Origin of the sequence: Ensifer sp. YR511 (genome assembly GCF_900103045.1) — a bacterium.
Lineage (GTDB): Bacteria > Pseudomonadota > Alphaproteobacteria > Rhizobiales > Rhizobiaceae > Ensifer > Ensifer adhaerens.
The window spans coordinates 141,766-166,525 of record NZ_FNGR01000015.1; the positions used below are offsets into that span (position 1 = coordinate 141,766).

A 24,760-nucleotide genomic window follows, 5' to 3' on the forward strand; every position below is an offset into this window, starting at 1 on the left:
CGCAGAATTAGGCGGTCTTCCCCAAGAATTGCCCGACGATTCCGCTCAGTACGCCGCCGCCGACAAGGCCGCCGATGGCTTGCATGGCGAGACCGGTCGCGGCTGCTTCTCCGCCGAGCATCTGAATGAGGAACCCGCCGCCAAGGCCTCCAATGGCGCCGACGATGGTCCGTGCGACGACACCGAATGCCTGCTGCTTCAACACTGCGCTGGCCGCGTTCCCGCCGGCGGCCCCCGCGATCAATTGGGTAATGATAGGCATTAATGCTTCCATTGATCCCTCCGTGTCGTGGCTCGTCGTGGACGCGCCACTAAAAGCCGATGAGCCGGCATCAATAGGTTGAAGCCTATTCCGGATTATTGTCAATTTGAGTGAAATGACGTTGCGGCGCCCGCTTCGTAGCCAATTGAAATGGCTCGATTTTAGGCAGAGGCAACCTCTTACAGGCAAAGCGGGAAAACGAAGCCGGCGGCGGGGGCGGCTGGAGGGAATGACCTTGCCGCGCATGATTCGTGCCGTCGGGAGAGCGAGGGAGGGTAATGCAGGCACGTCGGGAACCCCCGGCAACCGAACGATTGCCGGGGGTCTCGATTGTTAGCGATAGACGTAGACGATGCGTCGCGTTGCCGGCTCGACCAGAACGGGCTGGCCGTTGATGCTGACATAGTCGTAGCTGTAGTCGGGAACGCGTTGAACGGCCACGGTCTGTGGCAGTTCGGCACCGACGACGACTTCACCATCGAGATAGACGGTCTCGCCGGGGTTGGACGTGACGTAGGTCCGCACATTTTCCGGCGGCACGATCGGGTCGATCTGTTCGACCGGGCCGATCAATTCGTCGCCGCTGCTGACGATCACGGGGTCATTGGGCTGCACTTCGTAGGTGACGGCCGGAATGGCCAGGTCGGACCGGCGCTCCTGGACCACGACGGCAGAACCGCCAAGATCCGTCGTCAGATACTGGGAATAGACCCAGCCGCGCACGCCGCCGACGTCAATGCGGCACCACTTGCTGCCTTCGATGCAGCCGTCGATAACCGCGGTGCTACCGCGGGTCGCAAGGCCGACTGTCGGATATTGAGGGCCCGGACCTGTGCGGATGTTAAGGTCCGTCACCGTGGTCGCGGTCATGGCTGCAAAGGCGGACGGCGTACCGATCGCCAACACCAAACCCGCGGCCGCAGCGGCTCGCAACAGGGGGCGGGTAAGCTTCACCATCGTGTTTCTCCTTATATTGACGAGGGCCAAACGCCAGCAAGCGCGCGGATGTTCCCCCGGGAACGTCACGAAATGTGACGCTGTGACATTCTCCAGCCGTTGCCGAGGGCAGGACACGCCAGGAGAACAGGCAACGGGAGAGGGACAAAATGCAGAATGCTCAGCCGAATCAGAACAACGCCGCCGCGCGCAGCCTGAAGCCGGTCGTTCGGATCGTCGTCGCCGCGGAGATCGCGATTTCGGCGCTGCTGATGACCACCGTGCAGTGGCCGGCACCCCAGCAGCTGTCTGCACCGCAAATAGCCTCGCTTCGCTGATTGGCGCTGTCACCGCCGCCAATTGCCGCTATAGGAAGATGACGAGATCCTAGAGCGCGTTGCGATCTTCCAGATTCGCTTCCTACGCTTTAGGTTCTGGATTTGTCGCATGTCGTTATCGCAATACCGCTCCCAAATTTTTGCGCGACATGCTCTAGAGAGGCACACGCGCATGTTACAGGCGGGCATCATCCCGGTTACCCATTTCGAGCAGAACTGCACCGTGCTGTTCGACAGCGAGACCAAGGAAGGCGTGATCGTCGATCCCGGCGGCGACGTCGATCTCATCCTGCAGACCATCCGCGAAAACGGCATCACGCTGAAGGCGATCTGGATCACCCACGGCCATATCGACCATGCCGGCGGCGCCAAGGAACTGAAGGACGCCCTCGGGCTCGAAATCATCGGTCCGCACAAGGACGACCTGCCGCTGCTCGAAAGGCTCGAAAGCCAGGCGGAGCGCTTCGGTCTGGCGATGAAGGTTCAGAACGTCATTCCCGATCGCTGGCTCGAAGAAGGCGACACGGTCTCCTTCGGCGACCATGTCTTCGAAGTCCTGCATTGCCCGGGCCATGCGCCGGGACACGTCGTCTATTTCAACCGGGCGCAGAACTTCGCCCATGTCGGCGACGTGCTCTTCCACGGCTCGATCGGCCGCACGGACCTGCCCGGCGGCAATCACCAGCAATTGCTCGATTCGATCCGCGACAAGATCCTGCCGCTCGGCGATAGCGTCGGCTTCATCTGCGGACATGGCCCGGGTGGTCAGATCGGCGAGGAGCGCCGCACCAATCCTTATCTGCGCGGGCTCTGAGCCACCACACACGCTCACGAAAAAAGCCCATGTCTCTATCAAGACATGGGCTTTTCGATTCTTACGCCGAACCTGATTAGCCGGCGGTGCAGAAGTAGCTGCGGCCGTCGTAGCCGCGGAAGGTGCCGCTATCCGGGTTGAACGAGCGGTAACGCTGCGCGCAGTAACGGTACCAGGACGGGGTCCAGGGCTCGAGCGAGCGGTAACCGCCACCATAGCTGTCGACGACGACAGGGCGTGCCTGGTAGACCGGGCGAGGGCGGTAGGCCGGACGCGGCTCGTAATAGTCGTATTCCGGTTCCGGATCGATGTAGACGCGCTCGTTGTAGCCGCCGTTGTAACGCGGCTGCGAAGCGATCGCGCCGCCGATCAGAGCGCCGGCAACGAGACCTGCTGCACCAGCTGCCCATGCATCGTCATTATTGTGGTGATGCCTGCCGCCTGCCTCGGCGGCGCCAAAGGTCGGGATGACCATAGCGGCTGCGGCGATCGAGAGAACGGCGGCTTTGATGAACTTGTTCATTTGGCTTCAATCCTTCGCATGGACCGGATCAACCCGGCCTTCATGATGGAGGAAGGTTAACGCGGCCAAACTGAACCGAGCCTGAACAAAAAAACCCGGCAAGAATGCCGGGCTTCAACTGGAATCTGTCAGCAGATAACGGCGTTAGCCGGCGATCTGCAGGTTGACCGCCTTCGGGCCTTTGCCGCGGCGATCCGGTTCGGTGTCGAAGCTTACCTTCTGGTTTTCCGTCAGACCGGTCAGGCCGGAAGCCTGGACCGCGGAAATGTGTACGAAGATATCTGCACCACCGTTGTCAGGCTTGATGAAACCAAAGCCCTTGTCGGTGTTGAAGAATTTTACAGTGCCAGTTTCGGCCATGCGTCAGGTCCTTTTCTCTCCACCCGTTTGACGGACGGGTAGCATTGCAATGTGCCCGGATGGGCGTTGGCAGGCAGTTCTCGACGTTTGAGGAAAGGGTCCTGGTTACCGCAGCCAGCCATTGGAAGGGCCGCATCTCTGCTTCCCATCGGTCTGGCCGCCCGGAGTTTTTGCGTCTCCGGCCCGCTTTTATTTCAAGATCTTCCCATGTTCGCAGATTGCCCGAACGAAAGTAAGATTGATGGGTTTATTTTGAATTGGCAAGCAAAACTTTTCGGGATTGGTATTGCGTCTTGTCATTGCTCAAAAATCGGTCATTTGCGGCTTTGTGGGGCGTTGCGCAAAATATATCGCAAGCTGTTGAAATCACAGCTTTTTGAAAACAATTGCTGCAAAATTGAGTGGTTTTCGCCGATTCCTCGTGCGCGGCGCGTAAAGCAGGCCAATCGCCTGGGATGCGTGCCGTCGGCAACTCCCTGATATGTTTGAGGCTTCTCACGTCGGCGGTTTCTTACGTAGATTTCTTGCAGAAAATCCAGAGCTCTCGGGCCGGGTCGAAAACGCAGGGCAAAGCTACGCCTTCGTTGCGAAGCAACGGGCCTATTGCCTGAACAACAGCAAGTAAAGCCTCAGTCCAGCGTCTTGGCGGTGGGGTGCCTATAGTTTCTTGAGGAGCCCTCAGGCAGGTGCTGCGGCGCGGCGGCCCTTCGTCAGTTCCGGCACGATCTCTACCGTCAGCATGGCGGCAAAGATGATGGCGCAGCCGGCATAACCGATCGGGGTGATGACTTCGCCAAGCAGGAGAACGCCGAAGAGGGCGGCAAAGAGTGCTTCGCTCGACAGGAAGATCGCAGCCTGCGGCGCCGTGGTGTAGCGCTGCCCGACGACCTGAAGAATGAAGGCAAGGCCGCTCGAAAAGATGCCGGCATAGAGGATCTCGAAGAGCGCGCCCTCTATGGCAGCGAAGCTCAGCGGCTCGGTCGTGACGGCGAGGGCGAAGCCGAGCACGGCGCAGACGGCGAATTGCGTCATCGACAGCAGCATCGGCCGGCCGCTGCTTGGGGCAAACAGGCCGATGAGCAGCAGTTGCACCGCCCAGAACAGGGCGCAGACCACGGTCAGGTAGTCGCCACCCGTCAGCGTCGACAGCGTGCCGCCGCTCAAGAGGAAAATGCCGAACAGTGCCATCGACGCCCCCGGCCAGATCACCCAATGCGGCTTGCGGCGCAAGAAGATCACCGTCAAGACCGGGACGAAGACGACGTAGAGACCGGTGAGGAAGCCGGAATTGGTGACGCTGGTGTCGAGCAGGCCGAATTGCTGCGTCACGGCGCCGGCAAAGAGCGCCAGGCCGATGAAGATGAAATTGCGCACGGTCGTCAGCTTGATCGGTTCGGCCGCGCGTTTCGTTTCGATGATGGCCAAGGGCATGGCGACCAGTGTCGCGATCGCAAAACGAAGCGCGATGAACCACAGCGGGCTGATCGCATCCATCGCCGTCGACTGTGCAACGAAGCCGGCGCCCCAGATGGCGCCTGAAATCAAAAGCAGCAGATTGGCCTGAATGCGCGACATGTCGTTCTCTCCTCGGACAGGCGCGTCTAGCAGTTGCGTTTTCGCCGGGCAAGGCTCATCGTCGCCACGGTTGGGCGGAGTTGTTGTCGATGGAAACGGCCGGAGACACGGTGCCGGGAGAGGGCGCCGAGGAGGGGGCTCAGCTCCTATCACCCATCGGAGATCGGCGACCATGAGCGATGCCGGCTATTCAGGCACGCCGCTCGGGCGCAAGCTGGGGCTGAAAGACGGGCAGCGGGCCCTGCTTCTCGGGGTTCCAGCCGGGCTCGATGCGATCAGCGGTTTTTCCGGCTTTCGGGCCAGCGAGACCGAGATCGGCACCGTGGCCGCGCGCGACATTGACTATGCGCATGTGTTCGAAACGGAGCGATCGGTTTTGGAAGAGCTCGCGCCGAAGCTGGCTGCGAGATTGAAGCCGGACGGCATGCTGTGGGTCTCTTGGCCAAAGAAGGCGTCGAAGCGGCCGACGACACTGACCGAGGACGTTTTGCGCGAAATCTTCCTGCCGCTCGGCCTTGTCGACGTGAAGGTTTGCGCGGTCGATGCCGTCTGGTCCGGGCTGAAATTCATGTTCCGGCGCGAGGTTCGCGATCGGCTATCGTGAACGTGCGGCGCGCGCCGGCTATTGCGTCGCCGCCTTGGAGACCCTGAGCACGGCGCCGTCTTCCTCGTCCGTCACCATAAGCAAGGCGCCGTCGGGTGCCACGACGACGTCCCGGATGCGGCCGAATTCGCCGTCGAACAGCCGCTCCTCGGAGCCGATCGCGCCGCTGTCGTCGCGTTCGAGCCGGGCGAGCAACTGGTACTTCAGCGCCGCCACCAGAAGATCGCCATCCCATTCGGGAAACATCTCGCCGCGATAGACGGCAAGCGCGCCAGGCGCGATCGAGGGATCCCAATAGAAGAGCGGCTGATCGAGGCCTTCTTTCGCCGTGCCTTCGCCGATCTCGGCGCCGGAATAGTCCTTGCCGTAGGTAATGACGGGCCAGCCGTAATTGTGGCCGGGCTTCGGATTGTTGATCTCGTCGCCGCCGCGCGCGCCGTGCTCGACCGTCAGAAGCGTGCCGTCCTTCGGATCGAAGGCGATCCCTTGAGGATTGCGGTGGCCCTTCGACCAGATCTCCGGCAGGCCGCCGGTGCCGCCGCGATAAGGGTTCGATCCGGGAACGCTGCCGTCGGCATTGATATGCAGGATGGCGCCGGCATGATCGCGCGGGTCCTGCGCCCGGTCGCCTTCGCCGCGATCGCCGATGCCGAAGAAAAGGCTGCCATCGGGAGCGATTGCGATGCGCGAGCCGAAATGCTGGCCCTTGCCGGTAAACTTGCTCATCCGGAAGAGCTCCTTGACGTCGATAAGCCCGGTTCCGTCGGCGGCGAGCTTTGCCCGTACGACGACGGTGCCGTAGCCGCCCTTGCCGTTGGCGGCCATCGTCAAGTAGAGCGTCCGGGTTTCTGCAAAACGGGGATCGAGCGCGATGTCGAGCAGGCCGCCCTGGCCACGCTCGGCGACCTCGGGCACGCCCGTCAGCGGTTTCGAGAGCTTGCCGTCGCGCAGGATCCGCAGCCGACCCGGCCGCTCGCTGACGATCAGGCCGCCATCGGGGAGTGCCTCGACGGACCAGGGGTGTTCAAGCCCGGTCGCGAGTGTCTCGACACGCACGCTACCGTGCTCGCTCGGAAACTCGCGGGCATCCTGTGCCCCGGCGCTCGGAGGAGCAAACGTTGCCAGCGCAACGGACACGGCCAGGATTCCGACCGCACGCGACCGTTTGCCCGCCCGTCCCGATGTTCCAGCGCCCGTATGCCCCATTCCGTTTCTCCCACACCGACTCGTTCAGCAGGCAAGCTGGGGCGATCGACGGAGCGGTTCAAGTCACATCCGATCAAAAGCGGTTTATTTCGAGATCGAGCCCGTCGTCAGCGGTACCGGACGCTGTTCGCCGATGAGTTCTGCATCGACGATGTAGCGCATCGGTCCCTGCTCGATCGCGTCGAAGGGCCAGCAGGTGGCGAGCGCCAGATGGTGGCCGCTGGCGGACGCGTTGATGCCGCTTTCGTCCCAGCGGGCAACCCGGCTTTCGCCGGCCCTAAACAGGAAGCGGCGGCCGTCCTTGCGGGTCAGCACCAGAAGGTCGCCGGGGTTGACCTCCTTCAGCCAGCGAAAATGCGTGTCGCGATGGGCGGCGATGACCGAGGTACCTTCGTCGCCGGGGAGCGGCGTCGTCGTCAGCCAGGCGGGCCCGAAGGCCAGCGCTTCGCCGCTTGCGCCTTGGAGCACGATCGCCGAGCGGTTGATCCGTGGCGCCGAGATTTCCGCGGCTGTCTGAAAATCGGCCCAGGGCCAGGGCTTGCCGTCGGGATTGCCGTGCAGTTGCGCCTCGAAGGTACGCTTCAGAAGCACCTGCGAGACCTCGGCCTTGGCCTTCATGTAGAAGCCCTTGCCGATCAGAAGCAGACCGGCAAGGGCAATGAGCGAGATGATCGCGAGCACGATCGTTTCGACCGCCGAGAGGCGGGCGAGAAAGCCCGGCCGTGGCTCGGACTGATTCTTGTCAGCGGCCACGGCGGCGCACTCCGGCAAGCACGACGGCGGCGATCGGCGCCCGCCAGTAGACAAAGGTCGTGCCGGCAAGCAGAGCGAAGACGAGCAGCATCAGGCCGATCAGGATCTGCTTGTCGGCCTCCGTTGCCGTCTGCGGCAGGGCGACCTGGTTGTTGGCTTCCGCGAGCAGACCTGCCGCCCGCGCCGTCGGTGCGGCCAGCATGCGGTCGGCCGTGACCATCGCAAGCTTGGTTCGGCTTTCGAGCGCGGCGTCACGTTCGTCGACTTTGCCGGGGACAGTCTCGACAGGGGCTTCGCCGAAGACCTTTCCGAAGTCCCAGCCGGCGGGGAGATTGAGCGGCAGCTTCGTTTCGCTCAGGTTCTCGCTGGCGGGCCGCGACGGCGTCGCGTCGACGGCAACGAGGCTGGTCACGCGGGAGACCAGATGGTGGGCAAGTGCCACCGTCTCGATCCGCTTGTCGAGGGTCGCGGGGTCGGCGATCGTCGACGCGCTCGCCTCGAGGTCGTCGATCTTGCGGCGCGCCCAGAGCTTGGCGATGCCTTTGCCGGTCGAGGCCTTGGCGATGTCCATCTCCACCCGCCAGGGTTGGTCGCCGGCCTTGCCGAGGATCTGCAGCTTGCCTTCGGGTGCGGTGCCGTCGAGTTCGGCCGTCAGCACCACAGGCTCGCCGCGATAAAGATCGGGCATCGGGTTGGGGGTGATGTCGCTCGCCGAGGCGCCCTCGAAGCTCGCGGCGATATCGGTCATTGCGGGGCTCTCGAGCTTGGTGAAAAGCTCGCCCATGCGCGCGGCGACCTCGCTCTCCGAGCCGATCAGCGTGAAGGTGCCGCGGCCATATTCGGCCGCCTTGGTCATGAAGTGGCTGTTCGGAGCAGAGCCGATGCCGACGGTGAAGACGCGAGCCTCGCCGCGGTTCTTCTGGATCTCCTCGAAAAGCTGCGTCTCGTTGCCGATCGCGCCGTCGGTCAGGAAGACCACCTGGCGAAGCGCGCCGGGCTGTACCGATCCTTGCGTGCGGAGGGCCGCTTCCAGCGCTGGCAGCATCTCGGTGCCGCCATCGGCTGTCAGGCCGCGCACATAGGCGATTGCGTCCTCCCGCTTGTCCGGTGTCGCTTCGACCAGCTCGGGAAAGTGCACCGACATGGTGTCGTCGAAGCGGATGACGTTGAAACGGTCCTCGGGCTTCAGTCTGGAGATCGCGAGCGCCAGGCTCTCCTTGGCTTGCTCCATCGACGGGCCGGCCATGGAGCCGGAATTGTCGATGACGAAGACGATCTCGCGCTTGACCGGCTTGGCGTCAGCCTCGTTTGCTGCTGCCGGCGGGGTGACAAACGAGAGCAGATAGGTCTTGCCGCCGACCGTTTCGCGGAACAGGCCGGCATAGGGGCTCTTGCCCTCGATCGCCTTCCAGGTGAGCTCGAAGTCGCGATCGGCAGGCACGCTGTCGCCCTTCAGCGTCACGCGGCGGCTGAGATCGTCAAGATTGGCGATATCGACGTCGTGGTAGCCTGATTTCACTTCGCCGAGCGGGAAGCCGGCCTTGAGGTTCACCGTCAGTGTGACGGGGTTGATCCTGGCGTTCTCTTTGGGGTCGAGGACTGGCGCTTCGATCTTCTCGCGGTCGGGGACCGGGTCGCTGACGGCATAACCGGTGCGGCTGTCGAGATCGACGGTCTGAACGATCGGCTGCGGGTTGTAGCGCGGCGCCACGACCATGGGGAAACGCAGCGAATAGAGGCCGTTCGATTGGCGGACCGCACTCTGGTACTCGATCTGCACGACGACCGTTTCGCCGGGACCGATATTGGCGACCTGGTTGGTGAAGATGTTCGGGCGCTGCTGTTCGAGAAGCGCTGCCTTCTTGCCCTCGGCCTTTGCCTGCTCGTAAATCTCCCTGGCCGCCTCACGCGCCTTGATCTCACCCTCGATGAAGCGGTCGCCGATCTGCATCTTCAGCGTGTCGACGGCCGAATCCTCGGGCAGGGGAAAGACATAGGTGCCCTCAACCCAGCCCTTGCTCGGGTTCTCGAAGCGCTGGGTGACGCGGGTGCGCATGATCGGGCCGTTGACGTCGATCTGAACGTCGGTCGCAAGGCGCGGCGCCTCGACGAAATAGCCCGGCTCCTTCGACGGAAAGAGCAGGGCGCCGGTGCCGATGTCGTTGGGGCGAACGTAGCCCGCCAGCTGCCGCGGCTTGGCATCAGCAGTTTGCGCGGTCGCCTGGGTCATCAGGCCGATGAACATCAGGATGCAGGCGGCAAGGGCCGCGAGCGCCAGGTACATGCCCCAGCGTGCTTCGTTCTGCCGTGTCTTCATGGAAGCGATTTCGTCGTCGAGAAACATTGCATAACCCCCGTAATGCGAATGTGTTCGGATCATCGAAGGAAATGCCCGGAAACCGGCTGTTGCTGGACGGAATTGCGGCGTTCCGCGACAGTTGTGGTGGCTAAATTATGGCATTTGAAAAATTGCGGGATTGCGCTGATTTTTTTGAATAAATCGCGATCACCAACCGTTTCTGGCCGTTACGTTTCGTGGCCGTTCGAACGGGTGCCACAATCCGTTTTGTCGGCGCTCGACGGACGGTGATGCATCGCTCGGTATCGCGACCTCCGATCGACGATGCTGATCGCATTCATGAAACTTTGTCATGGTGACGCTTTTTGCCCGCGTTTCCGGCGTTTTTGCCTATCCGGCGCTTGCAAGACCGGGCGTCTTTCGACATAGACCTAACCGCTATGGAGCCTGCCTTTTCGTTCCGTAGCGATCACCTCGTCTCGAAACGATCAGGACCTTCACCCATGGCCTTCCTTGCCGATGCCCTTTCCCGTGTAAAGCCTTCCGCCACCATCGCCGTTTCGCAGAAAGCCCGTGAGCTGAAAGCGAAAGGCCGCGATGTCATCGGCCTTGGCGCCGGTGAGCCGGACTTCGACACGCCCGACAATATCAAGAAGGCCGCCATCGACGCGATCAACCGCGGCGAGACGAAGTACACGCCGGTCTCCGGCATTCCGGAACTGCGCGAAGCGATCGCCAAGAAGTTCAAGCGCGAGAACAACCTCGACTACACCGCCGCCCAGACGATCGTCGGCACCGGCGGAAAGCAGATTCTTTTCAACGCCTTCATGGCGACCCTGAACGCCGGCGATGAAGTCGTGATCCCTGCACCCTACTGGGTTTCCTACCCGGAAATGGTGGCGCTGTGCGGTGGTACGCCGGTGACGGTTTCGACCAAGCAGGAAAACAACTTCAAGCTCAAGGCCGAAGATCTGGACAAGGCGATCACGCCGAAGACCAAGTGGTTCATCTTCAACTCGCCGTCCAACCCGTCGGGTGCCGCCTACAGCCATGCCGAGCTGAAGGCGCTGACCGACGTGCTGATGAAGCACCCGCATGTCTGGATCCTCACCGACGACATGTACGAGCACCTGACCTATGGCGACTTCAAGTTCGCGACCCCGGTCGAAGTCGAGCCCGGTCTCTATGACCGCACGCTGACGATGAACGGCGTCTCCAAGGCCTATGCCATGACCGGCTGGCGCATCGGCTACGCCGCCGGCCCGCTGCAGCTGATCAAGGCCATGGACATGATCCAGGGCCAGCAGACCTCGGGCGCCACCTCGATCGCCCAGTGGGCGGCCGTCGAGGCGTTGAACGGCACGCAGGACTTCATTCCCGAAAACAAGAAGATCTTCGAAGGCCGCCGCGATCTCGTCGTGTCGATGCTGAACCAGGCCAAGGGCATTTCGTGCCCGACGCCCGAAGGCGCCTTCTACGTCTATCCGTCCTGCGCCGGCCTGATCGGCAAGACCGCGCCGTCGGGCAAGGTCATCGAGACGGACGAAGACTTCGTGTCGGAACTGCTGGAATCCGAAGGCGTCGCCGTCGTCCACGGTTCGGCCTTCGGCCTCGGCCCGAACTTCCGCATCTCCTATGCGACCTCGGAAGCCCAGCTCGAGGAAGCCTGCCGCCGAATCCAGCGTTTCTGCGCCGCCTGCAAGTAAGCGGGGGCGACCGTCTTTCAAAAAAAGAACCCGCCGGCAACGGCGGGTTTTTTCGTTCGTAAACCGATTCAACCGTTGGCCATACTGATTCAAGTCAGCCGGCTAAGGCCTTGAAATCAGGTTTCATTCTCAGGCGCCGGGAACCTCGTCGTCGCCAACGATGCCACCCTCGCTTTCGAGGATCGAGAGGCGGCGGGCCTCTGAGCGGGTGAACTTCAGCCGTACGCCGATGCCGCGTTCGCCCTCCGGCAGAAACACCGCGCCGGCATTTTCGAGCGCATGCTTCAACGAGAGGATCACGGCGTCGCCGGGTTTCTCTAGCTTGCGCTCGAACTTGAGGATCGTCTCCTCGTCGACGCCGGAAAAGCTTGAAAGCATTTCGCGCGAAATTTCGATCAGCGCCCTGGCGGCGCGGCACTGTGGACCTGTAATCATCGTCACCTCCAGTTGCGGTGAGGATGCGCGAAGGGTGGCCGAGGGTCAACAACAAGCAGATGGCCCGCGGCGTTTCGACCGCGGGCCATCTGCTTGTTGTTTGCTTGCGGCGCGCTGGCGAGCATCATCGGCGTGCGCTTGCATCCGGACCGCTGGGGCCGCCCTCTATTTGCCCCGTATCGCCTCGATGAGGCCGGAGGCCTCGTCGCCGCCAAAGCCGGCGGCGAGGCGCTTCTTTGCCAGCCTTTCGATCGGCTCCATGAAGGCCGGATCGATGCCCAGGCTGCGGCTTGCGGCAACGATGTTGGTGATCGCCACCGACTGCATTGAGAGGTTCGACATCACGTCGCGGGCGTGGTCGCCGCTGTCGATCCGTTCGGCATAATCAGGCAGCGCCGTCATCATCGCGGCAAGCCAGGGCTCGACCAGCGGCAGGAACTGCTTCGCGGTGAAGCCGACGCTGCCGGCGAGCGCCGTTGCGTGCAGATAGCCGCCGAAGAGACCGTACATCGCCGACAGCAAGGCGAGGTCGCTGACCGCGGCGAGAACAGGATCCTCGCCGAGATAGTGGCTCTGGCCGAAGGCGGCCAATTGCTCCCTGGTTTTTTCGAAAGCATCGGCGCTGCCACTACAGAGAATGAAGGCATCCGGTGTGCCGATCATCGGCGGCGTCGCCATGATTCCTCCGTCGAGATAGCGTGCGCCGTACGCTTCAAGGCGGGCCGCGACCGCCCGGACTTCATCCGGGCGACCGTTGGTGAGGTTGATGACGGTCTTGCCTGCGAGCATGGGGCCGACATCTGCCAGCGTCGTTTCGACGGCGGCGTAGTCGGTGAGGCATAGGATGAGGATATCGCTGGCCGCAATGGCTTCGGTGACCGTTGCTGCCCGGCGAGCGCCGCGGGCAACCAGCGCGTCGGCCCGCGCGGACGTACGGTTCCAGACGGTGGCGGTGTTGCCCGCGTCGATGAGGGTTTTGGCAAGTGCCGTGCCCATGGCGCCGAGGCCGATGATGGCGATGGATTTGGACATCGTGATTCTCCGCTCCTGGTTCCCCGCTCTGGCCCGCTTCAGGCCGCCGGCGACAATTGCTGGCCGAGGCCACCGTCGACGGTGAGGCGTGCGCCGGTGGTGAAGGTGGCATCGAAGGCGAGGAACAGCACGGCGCGGGCGACTTCGTCCGCCGTGCCGTTGCGGCCCATCGGGGTGATCGCATCGCCGAGCGCCTTGAACTCGGCACGTTCGGCGTCGGTGACGCCCGCCACGCCCTTGGTCGGCGTATCGATGAAGCCGGGGCTGACCGAGTTGACCCTTATGCCGCGCGGCAGAAGCTCGGCGGCAAAGACGGAGGCAAACGAGATCAGCGCCGCCTTGCTGCCGCTATAGACCGCCATTCCCGGATGGCCGCCGACATCAGCAACCGACGAGGTAAAGACGATCGAGCCGCCGTCGCGGATCAGAGGCGCCAGCCGCTGGACGGTGAAAAAGGCACCCTTGGTGTTGATGGTGAACTGGCGATCGTAGGAGGCCTCCGTCACCTGGTCGAATGGCTCGAGCAGCGATGTGCCGGCGTTGACGTGCAGGAGATCGATCGAACCCAGTTTCTGCCCGACCGTCGCCCCGAGCACAGCGATCTCGCCGAGATCGGCGATATCTGACTTTACCGCATGAACGCGGTCGCCGAAGCGCTGCTGGATCCGGGCGAGGTTCTCTTCGTTGTTTCCGGTCAGAAGCACCTCGGCGCCGCCGTCGACGAGCCGCTCGACCGTCGCCAGACCCATGCCATGCGTGCCGCCGATGACGACGGCTTTCTTGTTTTGATAGATACCCATTGTCTTTTCCTTCGATATCAGGCTTCGATGAGGAAGAGATAATTTCGTGGACGATATTGCGTAAGACGGGCAAACGTGGATGTATCGTCCACGCTTGTAGACATTGGAGGCCCGCGATGCGCAATCTCAACGACTTCATCGTCTTTGCCCATGTGGTCGATCACAAGGGGTTCGCGCCGGCGGCGCGGGCGCTGAACGTGCCGAAATCGACGCTGAGCAAGCGCGTGGCCGAGTTGGAAAAGACGCTTGGTGTCCGGCTGATCAACCGAACTTCGCGTCGCTTCACCGTGACGGAGATAGGCGAGGATTTCTACCGGCATGCCTCGGCGATGTTGATAGAGGCGGAAGCGGCCGAAGCCATCGTCAAGGGGCGCCTTGCCGAACCGAGCGGAACGGTGAGGATCACCGCCTCTGTGCCGACGGCTCAGATGATGCTGGCGGGGCTGCTGCCGCCGCTGGCGCAGGCCTATCCCAAGATGCGGGTGATGCTGCACGCGACGGACCGTTTCGTCGATGTGGTGCAGGAGGGCTTCGACATCGCAGTGCGCGATCACTTCGCACCGTTGCCCGATTCCGGCATGGTGCAGCGGCGGGTGGCAAACGATGCCATCCTGCTCGTGGCAGCGCCCGCCTACCTGGAAAATCGCGGGCACCCGCGCGAACCGAGCGACCTTTCGCGCCACGACGGGCTGCTGGCCTCCCTGACCTCGGAGGGATGGACGATGCGCAACGACGCGGGCGTGGTCGTCAGGGTGCGCCCCATGCCGCGGTTCCTCGCAGACGAATCCAACGTGTTGCTCGAGGCCGCCGTCTCCGGTCTTGGCATCACCGCGCTACCGAGAAAGATCTGTCGGGCGGCAATCGAGGCTGGAAGTCTTGTGCGTGTGCTTGCCGATTGGGAGGCAGGCAGCGTGACGACGACGCTGTTGATGCCGCATCGGCGCGGGCAACTGCCGTCGGTTCGCGCCGTCGTCGACTTCATCGTCACGCATCTGCCAGGAGAGTGAGGCTGGGCGGCAGCGAAGGCGCATGCTCGAAAAGAAAAGGCCCGCTAGGAGCGGGCCTTCGAAGCTTGTCTCGATCGGTCGCTTAGCGCTCTGCGAGCGCCGGTTCGCCCTTCTTCTCGCGCACGAGGTTCATGAAGCGGCGGAAGAGATAGTGGCTGTCCTGCGGGCCGGGGGAGGCTTCCGGGTGGTGCTGGACCGAGAACACCGGCTTGCCGGCGACGCGCAGGCCGCAATTGGTGCCGTCGAAGAGCGAAATGTGAGTCTCATCAACACCCTGCGGCAGCGACTTCGAATCCACCGCGAAGCCGTGGTTCATCGAGACGATCTCGACCTTGCCGGTGGTGTGGTCCTTGACCGGATGGTTGGCGCCGTGGTGGCCCTGGTGCATCTTTTCGGTCTTGCCGCCGAGTGCCAGCGCCAGCATCTGGTGGCCGAGGCAGATGCCGAAGACCGGGATGTCGGTCTTGAGCAGGTCCTGGATGACCGGCACGGCGTATTTTCCGGTTGCTGCCGGGTCGCCGGGGCCGTTCGACAGGAAGATGCCGTCCGGCTTCTGCGCCAGCACTTCGTCGGCGCTGGTCGTGGCCGGCATGACCGTGACGCGGGCGTTGAGGCCGGCAAAGAGGCGCAGGATGTTGCGCTTCACGCCGTAGTCGAGCGCGACGATATGGTAGGCGGCATCGGTTTCGCCGAGCGTCGAATAACCTTCGTTCCAGACCCAGGGCTGCTCGTCCCAGCGCGACGACTGGCCGGAGGTCGCGACCTTGGCAAGGTCGAGGCCTTCGAGGCCGCTCCAGGCCTTGGCTTCTTTCTTCAGCGTCTCGATGTCGAAGACGCCCGAGGGGTCGTGGGCGATGACGGCGTTCGGCATGCCGTTTTCGCGGATCCAGGCGGTGAGGGCGCGGGTGTCGATGCCGCAAAGGCCGATGATGCCGCGGGCCTTCAGCCAGGCGTCGAGGTGCTTGGCGGCGCGGTAGTTGGACGGCTCGGTGATGTCGGCCTTGAAGATGACGCCGACCGCGCCGTGGCGTGCTGCCGGCGTCAGGTCTTCGATGTCTTCGTCATTGGCGCCGATGTTGCCGATGTGCGGGAAGGTGAAGGTGACGATCTGGCCGAGATAGGAGGGGTCCGTCAGAATTTCCTGGTAGCCCGTCAGCGCCGTGTTGAAGCAGACCTCCGCCTGCACTTTGCCGGTCGCGCCGATGCCCTTGCCCTCGATCACGGTGCCGTCGGCCAGAACGAGCAGTGCGGTTGGTTTTTCAGTGGTCCATGCGGGTGTCGCGGTCATCGTTCCTATCCCGTTGCGGCGCGAAGCGGGGGCTTGAAAGCCCGGCAGTCGATCGCCATTTCTTTGCTCAGGCATGGACGCGCGGAAACCCCGCGGAAAAGTGCTCTCATGCCGATGTTGTGCAGGTGCGGGAAAATACCCAAAGCGCTTAGCCGGGTCAACCGGCCGCTGTGAATTGTCGGGAAATAAAATTCCTTATAATTCAAGCGGTTGCGTATTCCGTTTGATTGCGCCTGTCACACTGGTTTAAGACGACGACAACAACGATGGTTTCGAACCGGTTCCGGGCAGAGCACCGCGGGCCGGTTTTGACATGGAGTATGGACATGCGCGACCTGTTCGCTAACGCACTGAAGGAAGCCCTCAAAGCCAAGGACGCACGGCGTACCTCGACCGTGCGGCTGATCCAGGCGGCGATCAAGGATCGGGACATTGCCAATCGGGGCCTCGGCAAGGACCCGGTCAGCGATGACGAAATCCTGCAGATCCTCGCCAAGATGATCAAGCAGCGCGAAGAATCGGCTCGTATCTACGACGACGCCGGCCGGCCGGAGCTTGCCGCGCAGGAGCGTGAGGAAATCGTCATCATCAACCAGTTCCTGCCGGCCCAGCTTCCGGAGGCAAAGGTGAAGGAACTCTGCGCCTCGGTCATCGCCGAAACCGGCGCACATGGCCTGCGTGATATGGGCAAGTGCATGAACGTGCTCAAGGAGCGCTACCCCGGCCAGATGGACTTCGCCAAGGCCTCCGGCCTGGTGAAGGAACTGCTCAAGTAGCTCCGCTCAAGTCAGTGCCGCCGCCCGTTGCGATAAGACGGGCGTCGCCACCTCGGCTTTCGCCGGAAACGTCGCTTCGAATGCGCGATCGATGAGCGCGAACTTCTCCGCCTGATAATCCCAGTATTCACGGATGAAGGCTTTGGACAGCCAGACCGCGCCGCGTCCGGGCGACCGCTCCCACCCCATATTGCCCAAAAGGGCTGCCTTGTCGAAGATCCGCTTGAGGTGGGTCTTGGAGATGATGAAGCGTTCGCTGAGATCGCTCGGCGAAACCGGCCCGATGGCGAAGCGCTCCGCCTCGGGGTCGAAGGCGCCGATGCGGGAAAAGAGATCGTCCATCACCACGCCCCCGGAATTGACCCAGGTGAAGAGGTCGAAGGTCGGGCCTGGACGACGGACCGTGTCGTTGCCGACAAGCGCGTGGGCGACGGCGGCCTGCAGCCGGCCGAACTGGTCCTGCTCTTCGCCTAGGCGTGCCAGCCGCGACTGGCCATCGAAGGCGTCGAGGATGGCCAGATGGGACTGCATCCATTTCCAGACATAGTCGAGTGCTGCCTCGGTAGGCTCCAGCGGCCGGCTGCGCTTGTCGGGCTGCACCGTGATGTAGCGGGCGAAGCGGTAGGCAACCATTTCCTGCACGAAGGATGCCGCGGTGTTGCGGCTGGCGATCCCGTGCATGACGGCATAGTTGATGAAACGGCCGCTGTAGAGACCGCTCGAGGGATCATCCGGATCGCGGTCGTGATAAAGTGCAAGCCCGGATTGGGCCATCAGCCAGCGCTGCTGCGAGGCAAAGATAGAGGCGAGCCGCGGGTTTGCCGCATACATCTCCACCATGCTGCGCGCATAGCTCAGCACCGCGCCGAAGAAAGCCGGACTGGAGGCGAGCACTTTGACGGAAATGGCCATGGCAAGTGATCCAATTCGAGACGGCGAATTGATCCTTTTCGTCAAAGGGGTGTCAAGTGCTACTTTGGGTCTTCAGAAAATATTCATACACAACTTTTGATTGGGCGTCCGGCGTGCGATTCCCGTTTCGCTCCTGTGAATAGCGTGCAAGCAGGATCACTGTTGTAGCGCCCGCCGGCCATGCCGCCTATATGGAGGATCGACCAGAGGTATCCATGCGCTTTTCACAGTCCTTTCTTGACGAGATACGCGATCGCGTTCCGATTTCGGACGTGATTGCCAAGCGCGTTAGCTGGGACCGGCGCAAGACCAACGTCTCGCGCGGCGACTATTGGGCCTGCTGCCCCTTTCACGGCGAGAAGTCGCCGAGCTTTCACTGCGAGGACGGCAAGGGCCGCTACCATTGCTTCGGCTGCGGTGTCTCGGGTGACCACTTCCGCTTTCTCACCGATCTCGAAGGCCTGAGCTTTCCCGAAGCCGTACAGCAGATCGCCGACATGGCGGGCGTTGCCATGCCGCAACCGGATCCGCAGGCAGAGCGCCGGGAGAAGGAACGTACAAGCCTGCTCGACGTGATGGAGCTGGCGACCGCGTACTTCGAGGACCAACTCCAGACGGCCAACGGCGCCAAGGCGCGCGCCTATCTGCGCGAGCGCGGGCTGACGGGGCGCACGATCGAGACCTTTCGTTTGGGCTACGCGCCCGACAGCCGCAACGCGCTCAAGGAACATCTCGCCGGCAAGGGTGTCGGCAAGGAACAGATCGAGGCCTGCGGCCTCGTGGTGCACGGGCCGGACGTGCCGGTTTCCTACGACCGGTTCCGCGACCGCATCATGTTCCCGATCCTGTCGTCGCGCGAGAAGGTCATCGCGTTTGGCGGCCGCGCCATGTCGCCGGACGCACCGGCCAAGTATCTGAACTCGAACGAGACCGAGCTCTTCCACAAGGGCAACGTGCTCTACAATTTCGCCCGCGCGCGCCGTGCTTCGCAAGGAGCCGCACGTGACGTCGGGCAGGACGATGCGGCCGGAACGATCATCGCCGTCGAAGGCTACATGGACGTGATCGCGCTGCATCAGGCAGGCGTCGAAAACGCCGTTGCGCCGCTCGGCACGGCGCTCACCGAAAACCAGCTCGATCTCTTGTGGAAGATGACGTCGCAGCCGGTGCTCTGCTTCGACGGCGATGGGGCAGGCATTCGTGCCGCAAACCGCGGCGTCGACCTGGCGCTGCCGCATCTGAAGCCCGGTCGTTCGGTCCGCTTCGCCATGCTTCCGGACGGCAAGGATCCCGACGACCTCGTGCGTCAGGAGGGCCGTGGGCCTTTCGACAAGGTGCTCGCCAACGCCCGTTCGCTCGCCGAGATGGTCTGGCAGCGCGAGGTCCAGGGCGGCGCTTTCGACACGCCGGAAAAGCGCGCCGAGCTCGAAGCACGGCTGAAGCAGGTGACATCCGTGATCGCCGACGAAAGCGTGCGCCGGCACTATGGCCAGGACATGCGCGACCGGCTTCACGCCTTCCTGCAATCCTCAGGGGCAGGGCGGGGCGAGCGGCGCCCGTTTGAACGCGGCGTTCGCCAAGGCGGTGGCGGCGGAGCACGCGGTGCCGGTCAGCCCCGGGGGCCGAATGCGAGCGGGCCGACGGCAATCTCCGACCGGCTGGCGCGCTCGACACTGGTCAGCGGACAGCAGGTGGCGCCGCTTCTGAGAGAGAGCGTTCTGGCACTCACCATCGTCAACCACCCGCAATTGCTGTTCGACGAATATGACGAGATCTCGACGATCGAGTTCGACCACCGCGAGCTGCAGCGCTGCTGGGCGGCGGTGCTGAACGCTGCGGCTGCGCAGGGGCCGCGGTTGAACCGCGAGGATCTGCTCGAACAATTGCAGGCGGAGGGTTTTGGTGCGCTGATTACCGCGATCGACCAGCAGATCCGCTATGCGCGGCTCTGGACCGCGACAACGGCGGCCGCGCCCGAGGACGCCCGCGAAGGCTATCTGCAGGCGCTGGCACTGCACCAGCGCTCGAAGGCATTGCACTGGCAGGTGCGCGAGCTCGAACGCGAACTGGCCTATGCGACCGAGGAGGGCGACCTCGAAGCCGTGCCACAGCTTTTGCGCACGCTTCAGGAAGTGCAGCACGAAGTGACGCGGCTTGAAAACCAGGAAGCGATCATCGAGGGCTTCGGCGTGCTTTCAGGCCGCGTGAAGGGGCCGGCGGCGCGCTAGCTGCTGGGTTTTCCCCGCAGCGAAAGCAGGCCTGTTCTCGGCGAAGTCTCGACTATTCGCGCCAATGATCGGCCACCCATGGCGATGGGCGAAGGTAGTGCCGGAGATAGCGAAACGCATTCTTCTCGTAACGGTCGGATGCAAACAGCCCGAGGATATGGCCAAGCGGGGTGGAGACCTTGTCCTTCTTGCCGAAGCGGCCTTCGATCGCATGCTGCGGCAGGAGGTTGCGCGGGAACAGCACGACGCGCGCGTCCTTGGGCAGTCGGGGTGCCAGGAAAAAGTTGAGCGGGAACGGCCGGCGGCAGTCCTGCCGGAAATGCAGGACCCAGCGGCGGGGGAAAAGTTTGGTCCCGCCCGGCGCATTGCGCGTGACGAAGCGCTGCTCGAAACGGTATTCGTCGGCAATGCCTTGCGGGTCGGCGCGGAATTTCTCCTGCAACGGCACCAGCTTGCCGACTGGATAGCGAAACAGCGAGGTCTGGCCGAGGCGCTCGAACGGCGTCGTCTGGTTACGGGCGAGGATGACGTCGTCCGGTTCTCCCTTCTCGAAGAAACCATCGAGCGATCCGACGATGACCAGGTCGAGGTCCAGGAACAGGACGGGGCCTTTGAGATTGCCGAGCTTCGGCCCCCACAGCCGCGACTTCTGCCAGATGCCGGGCGTGTTCTTGGGCATTTCGCCGATGTCCAGCGGCGGCAAATCCTCGCACAGGATTTCCGGACGCAGGCCGTCGCGATTGTCGGTAAAGCAGGTGAAGGTGAAGGGCGGGGTGATGTTGCGCGCCACCATGGCGTAGAGCCGGTTGATGAACGGTGCGCCGTACTTCGTACCCCAGTTGATGCAGATGATCTGCTTGACGCCGCCGCTCGCCGCTAGAATATTTGCCATAATCACGTCCCGATTTCTGCGCGCCACTAAAGTACCGATGCGTTATCAAGGTCAAGCTGTCGGGGCAATCCCCGGTGAAGCGCAGCAGGGCCTGCGGGGAAAAACAGCCCTTGTCTCTTCAGTTGCGGCAAGGGCTATGGCATTGCCTGCGCATCTGGCCATGATGGCCTAAGCTGATTCCCGAAGGAGATGTGATGGAGTTCGTCGAAAGGGCGACGCCCTCAAGAAGCGCTGCCAGCAAGCCCTTCGACGAAGCCGGCCAGGCACCGCTCGACGTGCTGAAACGCGTCTATGGCTATTCCGCCTTTCGCGGCAAGCAGCAGGCAGTGGTCGAGCATGTGACCGCTGGCGGCGATGCCGTCGTTCTCTTTCCGACCGGCGCCGGCAAGTCGCTCTGCTTCCAGATCCCGGCGCTCTGCCGGCCCGGTTTGGGTGTCGTCGTCTCGCCGCTGATCGCGCTGATGCGCGATCAGGTGGAGGCGCTGAAACAGCTTGGCGTCAATGCGGCTGCGCTGAATTCGTCGCTGACGCGCGAGGAGGCGATTGCGGTCAGGCGCCAGATCCACGACGGCACGCTCGACCTTCTCTATGTGACGCCGGAGCGGACCGTCACCGACGGCTTCGCCGATCTCATAGGCAATGCCCGAATCGCGCTTTTTGCCATCGACGAGGCGCACTGCGTTTCGCAATGGGGCCATGATTTCCGCCCCGAGTACCGCGCGCTCGGATTGCTAGCCGAGCGCTATCCCGGCGTGCCGCGCATCGCGCTCACTGCCACCGCCGATCCGCACACCCGCGACGACATCGTCGAGCGGCTGGCGCTCAGCAATGCCGAGGTGTTTACCACCAGCTTCGACCGGCCGAACATCGCCTATGAAATCGTCGAGCGCGACCAGCCGCGCCAGCAATTGCTGCGCTTTCTCTCCCGCTTCAAAGGGGCCTCCGGCATCGTCTATTGCCTGTCGCGCGCAAAGGTCGAGGACACGGCCGAATGGCTGAACGCGCAAGGCATCCGGGCGCTACCCTATCATGCCGGCATGGACCGCATGCTCCGCGACAGGCATCAGGACGCCTTCCTGAAAGAAGAGAGCCTTTGCCTCGTTGCGACCGTCGCTTTCGGCATGGGCATCGACAAGCCCGACGTGCGTTATGTCGCCCATCTCGACCTGCCGGGATCGGTGGAGGCCTATTACCAGGAGACCGGCCGCGCCGGTCGTGACGGGCAGCCCTCTGAGGTCTGGATGGCCTATGGCATGGCCGATGTGCTGCAGCGCCGCCGGATGATCGACGAGGGTGGAGCGGCGGATGACATCAAGCGCATCGAGCGCGGCAAGCTCAACGCGCTCTTGGCGATCTGCGAGACGGCGGGCTGCCGCCGCCAGGCGATCCTTGCGCATTTCGGCGAGGCCCATCCCGGTCGTTGCGGCCATTGCGACACCTGCCTGAAGCCGGTCGAGACCTGGGACGGGACGGAAGCGGCGATCAAGGCGCTGGCCGCGGTCTATCGCACCGGCGAGCGCTTCGGCACCGGCCATGTCGTCGATGTGCTCATGGGCACGGTCAACGAGAAGACCGAGCGCTTCGGCCATGTCGACATGCCCGTCTTCGGCGCCGGCAAGGACCTGCCGGCTCGCACCTGGCAATCGGTCTTCCGGCAATTGCTGGCGGCGGGCCTGATCAGCGTCGACCACGCGGCCTTCGGCGCGATGAAGCTCGAGGCGGAGGCGCGTGCGGTGTTCAAGCGCGAGCGCCAGGTGTTTTTCCGCAAGGACCGCCCGACCTCGGGCAAGGCGGCGCGCGGCGCCAAGTCGGGATCGCAGCGCGAACGGGCCGATCTGGCCGGGTCCGATCTCGAACTTTTCGAACTGCTGCGCGCCGAGCGCTTCTCGATCGCCAAGGATCTGAACGTCCCGCCCTATGTCGTCTTCCCCGATGCGACCTTGATTGCGCTTGCCAAGGAACGCCCGCGCGACCTCGATGAACTGCTCGACATTCCCGGTATCGGCGAAAGCAAACGCGAACGCTACGGCGAGGCATTTCTGGCGGTCATCGACGGGTATCTCGACGGGTGATGGCGGTAGGCCCCGCGTCTCCGTCGTCGGAAAATGTCTGTGGCGAAGCGCTTCGCGACATAATATGTCCGGCCCGCCATCGCGCCTTGAAATGGCCTGTCGTTTTTACGCTGGATGCGGCCGAGCGCCGGATTTTGCTGCAAGTCAAAAGCCGTCATGATACTCGTCAGGCACGCGATGTTTTCTTGAAGCGAGAGCGCCATGACTTCAGCCTTTCTCACCCATCTCCGTTCAGAACTCGAAGGCCTGAAGACGGCCGGGTTGTACAAGTCGGAGCGTGTGATCACCTCGAAGCAGGCGGGTGAGATCGAAGTCGCCTCGGGCGAGCGGGTGCTCAACTTCTGCGCCAACAACTATCTCGGCCTTGCCGACAACGCGGAACTGGCCGAGGCCGGCAAACAGGCGCTCGACCGTTACGGTTACGGCATGGCCTCGGTGCGTTTCATCTGCGGCACGCAGGAGGAGCATAAACAGCTGGAGGCACGCATTTCGTCCTTCCTCGGGCTGGAAGACACGATCCTCTATTCCTCCTGTTTCGATGCCAATGGCGGCCTGTTCGAAACGCTGCTCGGCGAAGAGGATGCGATCATCTCCGATGCGCTCAACCACGCCTCGATCATCGACGGCGTGCGGCTGTCGAAGGCCAGGCGCTTCCGCTACGCCAACAACGACATGGCGGCGCTGGAGGAGGAGCTGAAGAAGGCCGAGGGCAGCCGCTTCAAGCTGATCGCCACCGATGGCGTCTTCTCGATGGATGGCATCATCGCCAATCTTAAGGGCGTCTGCGATCTCGCCGACAAATATGGCGCCATGGTCATGGTCGACGACAGCCATGCGGTCGGCTTCGTCGGGAAGAACGGCCGCGGCTCGGCCGAACATTGTGGCGTCGAGGGCCGGATCGACATCATCACCGGCACGCTCGGCAAGGCGCTCGGCGGCGCTTCGGGCGGCTACACCTCGGCCAAGGCCGAAGTCGTCGACTGGCTCAGGCAGCGCTCGCGCCCTTATCTGTTTTCCAACACCCTGGCGCCGGTCATTGCCGCCGCCTCGCTGAAGGTGTTCGACCTGATCGACAACGGCGATCCCTTGCGCGAACGGCTCTATGCCAATGCGGCGCTGTTCCGCACCGAGATGACCAAGCTCGGCTTCACGCTGGCCGGTGAGGGCCACCCGATCATCCCGGTGATGCTCGGTGATGCCGCACTCGCCCAGGAGATGGCGGCGCGCATGCTGAAGAAGGGCGTCTATGTCATCGGCTTCTCCTTCCCGGTGGTGCCGAAGGGCCAGGCGCGCATCCGCACGCAGATGTCGGCAGCACACAGCGAACAGGACGTCCGGCGGGCAATCGCCGCCTTCGAAGAGGTCGGCCGCGACCTCGGCGTGATCTGAGGGAGGGACTGATGACGAACATGATGAAGGCGCTGGTGAAGTCGAAGCCGGAAGAGGGCCTCTGGATGGAGCGCGTGCCGGTGCCGGAGATCGGCCCGAACGACGTGCTGATCAAGGTGAAGAAATCGGCGATCTGCGGCACCGACGTGCACATCTGGAACTGGGACCAGTGGGCGCAAAAGACCATTCCGGTGCCGATGGTCGTCGGTCACGAGTTCATGGGCGAGATCGCCGAGGTCGGATCGGCCGTCACCAAGTACCATGTCGGCGAGCGCGTCTCGGGCGAGGGCCATATCGTCTGCGGCAAGTGCCGCAACTGCCGGGCCGGCCGCGGGCATCTGTGCCGCAACACGCTCGGCGTCGGCGTCAACCGGCCGGGCTCGTTCGGCGAGTTCGTCTGCCTGCCGGAGTATAACGTCGTGCCGATCCCGGAGGATGTGCCCGACGAGATCGCGGCGATCTTCGATCCGTTCGGCAATGCCGTGCACACAGCACTCTCCTTCGATCTCGTCGGCGAGGACGTTCTCGTCACCGGCGCCGGTCCGATCGGCAT

The 24,760-nt window shown here is 63.2% G+C and carries 25 protein-coding genes; 11 read left to right on the forward strand and 14 right to left on the reverse strand.

Annotated features, from left to right (window positions below; all coding sequences use genetic code 11):
* Positions 1 to 7: 7 nt before the first annotated feature.
* Positions 8 to 274 carry a hypothetical protein gene (locus BLU15_RS23705; protein ID WP_034788698.1) on the reverse strand — a complete coding sequence of 89 codons (267 nt, stop codon included), beginning with the start codon at positions 272 to 274 and terminating at the stop codon, positions 8 to 10.
* 321 nt (positions 275 to 595) lie between these two features.
* Entirely contained in the window at positions 596 to 1,219 is a 624-nt protein-coding gene (locus BLU15_RS23710; RefSeq protein WP_090298497.1) for a DUF1236 domain-containing protein, read from the reverse strand.
* 149 nt (positions 1,220 to 1,368) lie between these two features.
* Between BLU15_RS23710 and BLU15_RS39575 the strand changes: the two genes are divergently transcribed.
* Together BLU15_RS39575 and BLU15_RS23715 are read left to right on the forward strand one after the other, a co-directional pair.
* Entirely contained in the window at positions 1,369 to 1,536 is a 168-nt protein-coding gene (locus BLU15_RS39575; protein ID WP_176960331.1) for a hypothetical protein, read from the forward strand.
* 172 nt (positions 1,537 to 1,708) lie between these two features.
* Positions 1,709 to 2,350, forward strand: coding sequence for an MBL fold metallo-hydrolase (locus BLU15_RS23715; RefSeq protein WP_060581775.1), 642 nt, complete (start codon positions 1,709 to 1,711; stop codon positions 2,348 to 2,350).
* A gap of 76 nt (positions 2,351 to 2,426) precedes the next feature.
* Here the strand turns inward: BLU15_RS23715 and BLU15_RS23720 are convergent, their stop codons facing one another.
* Positions 2,427 to 2,873, reverse strand: a complete 447-nt coding sequence (locus BLU15_RS23720; RefSeq protein WP_034788692.1) for a BA14K family protein — start codon at positions 2,871 to 2,873, stop codon at positions 2,427 to 2,429.
* A 144-nt stretch (positions 2,874 to 3,017) separates the two neighbouring features.
* Entirely contained in the window at positions 3,018 to 3,233 is a 216-nt protein-coding gene (locus tag BLU15_RS23725) for a cold-shock protein (RefSeq protein WP_034788690.1), read from the reverse strand.
* A 207-nt stretch (positions 3,234 to 3,440) separates the two neighbouring features.
* Between BLU15_RS23725 and BLU15_RS39050 the strand changes: the two genes are divergently transcribed.
* Entirely contained in the window at positions 3,441 to 3,713 is a 273-nt protein-coding gene (locus BLU15_RS39050; RefSeq protein ID WP_143034246.1) for a hypothetical protein, read from the forward strand.
* A 198-nt stretch (positions 3,714 to 3,911) separates the two neighbouring features.
* Here the strand turns inward: BLU15_RS39050 and BLU15_RS23730 are convergent, their stop codons facing one another.
* Positions 3,912 to 4,808, reverse strand: a complete 897-nt coding sequence (locus BLU15_RS23730) for a DMT family transporter (RefSeq protein ID WP_090298499.1) — start codon at positions 4,806 to 4,808, stop codon at positions 3,912 to 3,914.
* 172 nt (positions 4,809 to 4,980) lie between these two features.
* On the opposite strand from BLU15_RS23730, the gene BLU15_RS23735 reads away from it, so the two are divergent.
* Entirely contained in the window at positions 4,981 to 5,412 is a 432-nt protein-coding gene (locus BLU15_RS23735; protein ID WP_090298502.1) for a hypothetical protein, read from the forward strand.
* An 18-nt stretch (positions 5,413 to 5,430) separates the two neighbouring features.
* Here the strand turns inward: BLU15_RS23735 and BLU15_RS23740 are convergent, their stop codons facing one another.
* The 3 genes from BLU15_RS23740 to BLU15_RS23750 form a co-directional block, all read right to left on the reverse strand.
* Positions 5,431 to 6,618 (reverse strand): PQQ-dependent sugar dehydrogenase, encoded by a 1,188-nt coding sequence (locus tag BLU15_RS23740; protein WP_090298505.1) that lies wholly within the window; start codon positions 6,616 to 6,618, stop codon positions 5,431 to 5,433.
* A gap of 84 nt (positions 6,619 to 6,702) precedes the next feature.
* Positions 6,703 to 7,371 carry a class GN sortase gene (locus tag BLU15_RS23745; protein ID WP_371590007.1) on the reverse strand — a complete coding sequence of 223 codons (669 nt, stop codon included), beginning with the start codon at positions 7,369 to 7,371 and terminating at the stop codon, positions 6,703 to 6,705.
* The gene (locus tag BLU15_RS23750; protein WP_090298511.1) at positions 7,361 to 9,715 is read right to left on the reverse strand and encodes a marine proteobacterial sortase target protein; all 2,355 of its coding nucleotides are present in this window, start codon (positions 9,713 to 9,715) and stop codon (positions 7,361 to 7,363) included. Before BLU15_RS23750 ends, BLU15_RS23745 begins: the two co-directional genes overlap by 11 nt.
* A gap of 458 nt (positions 9,716 to 10,173) precedes the next feature.
* On the opposite strand from BLU15_RS23750, the gene BLU15_RS23755 reads away from it, so the two are divergent.
* Positions 10,174 to 11,376 carry a pyridoxal phosphate-dependent aminotransferase gene (locus BLU15_RS23755; RefSeq protein WP_034788681.1) on the forward strand — a complete coding sequence of 401 codons (1,203 nt, stop codon included), beginning with the start codon at positions 10,174 to 10,176 and terminating at the stop codon, positions 11,374 to 11,376.
* A 129-nt stretch (positions 11,377 to 11,505) separates the two neighbouring features.
* Here BLU15_RS23755 and BLU15_RS23760 read toward each other — a convergent pair whose 3' ends face one another.
* The 3 genes from BLU15_RS23760 to BLU15_RS23770 form a co-directional block, all read right to left on the reverse strand.
* The gene (locus BLU15_RS23760) at positions 11,506 to 11,811 is read right to left on the reverse strand and encodes a hypothetical protein (RefSeq protein WP_060518687.1); all 306 of its coding nucleotides are present in this window, start codon (positions 11,809 to 11,811) and stop codon (positions 11,506 to 11,508) included.
* A gap of 165 nt (positions 11,812 to 11,976) precedes the next feature.
* Positions 11,977 to 12,843 carry an NAD(P)-dependent oxidoreductase gene (locus BLU15_RS23765; protein ID WP_090298514.1) on the reverse strand — a complete coding sequence of 289 codons (867 nt, stop codon included), beginning with the start codon at positions 12,841 to 12,843 and terminating at the stop codon, positions 11,977 to 11,979.
* A gap of 38 nt (positions 12,844 to 12,881) precedes the next feature.
* Positions 12,882 to 13,643, reverse strand: coding sequence for an SDR family oxidoreductase (locus BLU15_RS23770; RefSeq protein ID WP_089044985.1), 762 nt, complete (start codon positions 13,641 to 13,643; stop codon positions 12,882 to 12,884).
* Between the two features lie 116 nt (positions 13,644 to 13,759).
* Here BLU15_RS23770 and BLU15_RS23775 point away from each other — a divergent pair, with 116 nt between their 5' ends.
* Complete coding sequence (locus tag BLU15_RS23775) at positions 13,760 to 14,650, forward strand: LysR substrate-binding domain-containing protein (RefSeq protein WP_060606786.1); 891 nt, start codon at positions 13,760 to 13,762, stop codon at positions 14,648 to 14,650.
* An 82-nt stretch (positions 14,651 to 14,732) separates the two neighbouring features.
* Here BLU15_RS23775 and carA read toward each other — a convergent pair whose 3' ends face one another.
* A complete protein-coding gene (gene carA, locus BLU15_RS23780) occupies positions 14,733 to 15,938 on the reverse strand; it encodes a glutamine-hydrolyzing carbamoyl-phosphate synthase small subunit (protein ID WP_034788670.1) in 1,206 nt (401 codons plus the stop codon).
* A gap of 326 nt (positions 15,939 to 16,264) precedes the next feature.
* Between carA and BLU15_RS23785 the strand changes: the two genes are divergently transcribed.
* Positions 16,265 to 16,714, forward strand: a complete 450-nt coding sequence (locus BLU15_RS23785) for a GatB/YqeY domain-containing protein (RefSeq protein WP_090298517.1) — start codon at positions 16,265 to 16,267, stop codon at positions 16,712 to 16,714.
* A 6-nt stretch (positions 16,715 to 16,720) separates the two neighbouring features.
* Here the strand turns inward: BLU15_RS23785 and BLU15_RS23790 are convergent, their stop codons facing one another.
* On the reverse strand, positions 16,721 to 17,626 hold the full coding sequence (locus BLU15_RS23790) for a hypothetical protein (protein WP_244546801.1): 906 nt from the start codon (positions 17,624 to 17,626) through the stop codon (positions 16,721 to 16,723).
* Positions 17,627 to 17,841: 215 nt separating this feature from the next.
* On the opposite strand from BLU15_RS23790, the gene dnaG reads away from it, so the two are divergent.
* Entirely contained in the window at positions 17,842 to 19,854 is a 2,013-nt protein-coding gene (gene dnaG, locus BLU15_RS23795) for a DNA primase (protein WP_090298520.1), read from the forward strand.
* Positions 19,855 to 19,906: 52 nt separating this feature from the next.
* Here dnaG and BLU15_RS23800 read toward each other — a convergent pair whose 3' ends face one another.
* A complete protein-coding gene (locus tag BLU15_RS23800) occupies positions 19,907 to 20,746 on the reverse strand; it encodes a glycosyl transferase (RefSeq protein ID WP_210336605.1) in 840 nt (279 codons plus the stop codon).
* Positions 20,747 to 20,940: 194 nt separating this feature from the next.
* Between BLU15_RS23800 and recQ the strand changes: the two genes are divergently transcribed.
* From recQ to BLU15_RS23815, 3 genes are all read left to right on the forward strand, one after another.
* Complete coding sequence (recQ, locus tag BLU15_RS23805; RefSeq protein WP_090298522.1) at positions 20,941 to 22,818, forward strand: DNA helicase RecQ; 1,878 nt, start codon at positions 20,941 to 20,943, stop codon at positions 22,816 to 22,818.
* A gap of 201 nt (positions 22,819 to 23,019) precedes the next feature.
* Entirely contained in the window at positions 23,020 to 24,207 is a 1,188-nt protein-coding gene (locus BLU15_RS23810; protein WP_090298525.1) for a glycine C-acetyltransferase, read from the forward strand.
* 11 nt (positions 24,208 to 24,218) lie between these two features.
* On the forward strand, positions 24,219 to 24,760 hold a 542-nt coding region (locus tag BLU15_RS23815; RefSeq protein WP_176960332.1), incomplete at its 3' end, for an alcohol dehydrogenase catalytic domain-containing protein.

Coding starts and splice junctions, on each gene's coding strand:
- BLU15_RS23800 (WP_210336605.1), bottom strand. CDS start 20,746: ATGGCAAATATTCTAGCGGCGAGCGGCGGCGTCAAGCAGATCATCTGC.
- BLU15_RS23770 (WP_089044985.1), bottom strand. CDS start 13,643: ATGGGTATCTATCAAAACAAGAAAGCCGTCGTCATCGGCGGCACGCAT.
- BLU15_RS23760 (WP_060518687.1), bottom strand. CDS start 11,811: ATGATTACAGGTCCACAGTGCCGCGCCGCCAGGGCGCTGATCGAAATT.
- BLU15_RS23735 (WP_090298502.1), top strand. CDS start 4,981: ATGAGCGATGCCGGCTATTCAGGCACGCCGCTCGGGCGCAAGCTGGGG.
- BLU15_RS23740 (WP_090298505.1), bottom strand. CDS start 6,618: ATGGGGCATACGGGCGCTGGAACATCGGGACGGGCGGGCAAACGGTCG.
- BLU15_RS23725 (WP_034788690.1), bottom strand. CDS start 3,233: ATGGCCGAAACTGGCACTGTAAAATTCTTCAACACCGACAAGGGCTTT.
- BLU15_RS23810 (WP_090298525.1), top strand. CDS start 23,020: ATGACTTCAGCCTTTCTCACCCATCTCCGTTCAGAACTCGAAGGCCTG.
- BLU15_RS23715 (WP_060581775.1), top strand. CDS start 1,709: ATGTTACAGGCGGGCATCATCCCGGTTACCCATTTCGAGCAGAACTGC.
- BLU15_RS39050 (WP_143034246.1), top strand. CDS start 3,441: ATGTTCGCAGATTGCCCGAACGAAAGTAAGATTGATGGGTTTATTTTG.
- BLU15_RS23790 (WP_244546801.1), bottom strand. CDS start 17,626: ATGGCCATTTCCGTCAAAGTGCTCGCCTCCAGTCCGGCTTTCTTCGGC.
- BLU15_RS39575 (WP_176960331.1), top strand. CDS start 1,369: ATGCAGAATGCTCAGCCGAATCAGAACAACGCCGCCGCGCGCAGCCTG.
- BLU15_RS23710 (WP_090298497.1), bottom strand. CDS start 1,219: ATGGTGAAGCTTACCCGCCCCCTGTTGCGAGCCGCTGCGGCCGCGGGT.
- carA (WP_034788670.1), bottom strand. CDS start 15,938: ATGACCGCGACACCCGCATGGACCACTGAAAAACCAACCGCACTGCTC.
- BLU15_RS23730 (WP_090298499.1), bottom strand. CDS start 4,808: ATGTCGCGCATTCAGGCCAATCTGCTGCTTTTGATTTCAGGCGCCATC.
- BLU15_RS23750 (WP_090298511.1), bottom strand. CDS start 9,715: ATGTTTCTCGACGACGAAATCGCTTCCATGAAGACACGGCAGAACGAA.
- BLU15_RS23755 (WP_034788681.1), top strand. CDS start 10,174: ATGGCCTTCCTTGCCGATGCCCTTTCCCGTGTAAAGCCTTCCGCCACC.
- BLU15_RS23705 (WP_034788698.1), bottom strand. CDS start 274: ATGGAAGCATTAATGCCTATCATTACCCAATTGATCGCGGGGGCCGCC.
- recQ (WP_090298522.1), top strand. CDS start 20,941: ATGGAGTTCGTCGAAAGGGCGACGCCCTCAAGAAGCGCTGCCAGCAAG.
- BLU15_RS23765 (WP_090298514.1), bottom strand. CDS start 12,843: ATGTCCAAATCCATCGCCATCATCGGCCTCGGCGCCATGGGCACGGCA.
- dnaG (WP_090298520.1), top strand. CDS start 17,842: ATGCGCTTTTCACAGTCCTTTCTTGACGAGATACGCGATCGCGTTCCG.
- BLU15_RS23785 (WP_090298517.1), top strand. CDS start 16,265: ATGCGCGACCTGTTCGCTAACGCACTGAAGGAAGCCCTCAAAGCCAAG.
- BLU15_RS23720 (WP_034788692.1), bottom strand. CDS start 2,873: ATGAACAAGTTCATCAAAGCCGCCGTTCTCTCGATCGCCGCAGCCGCT.
- BLU15_RS23775 (WP_060606786.1), top strand. CDS start 13,760: ATGCGCAATCTCAACGACTTCATCGTCTTTGCCCATGTGGTCGATCAC.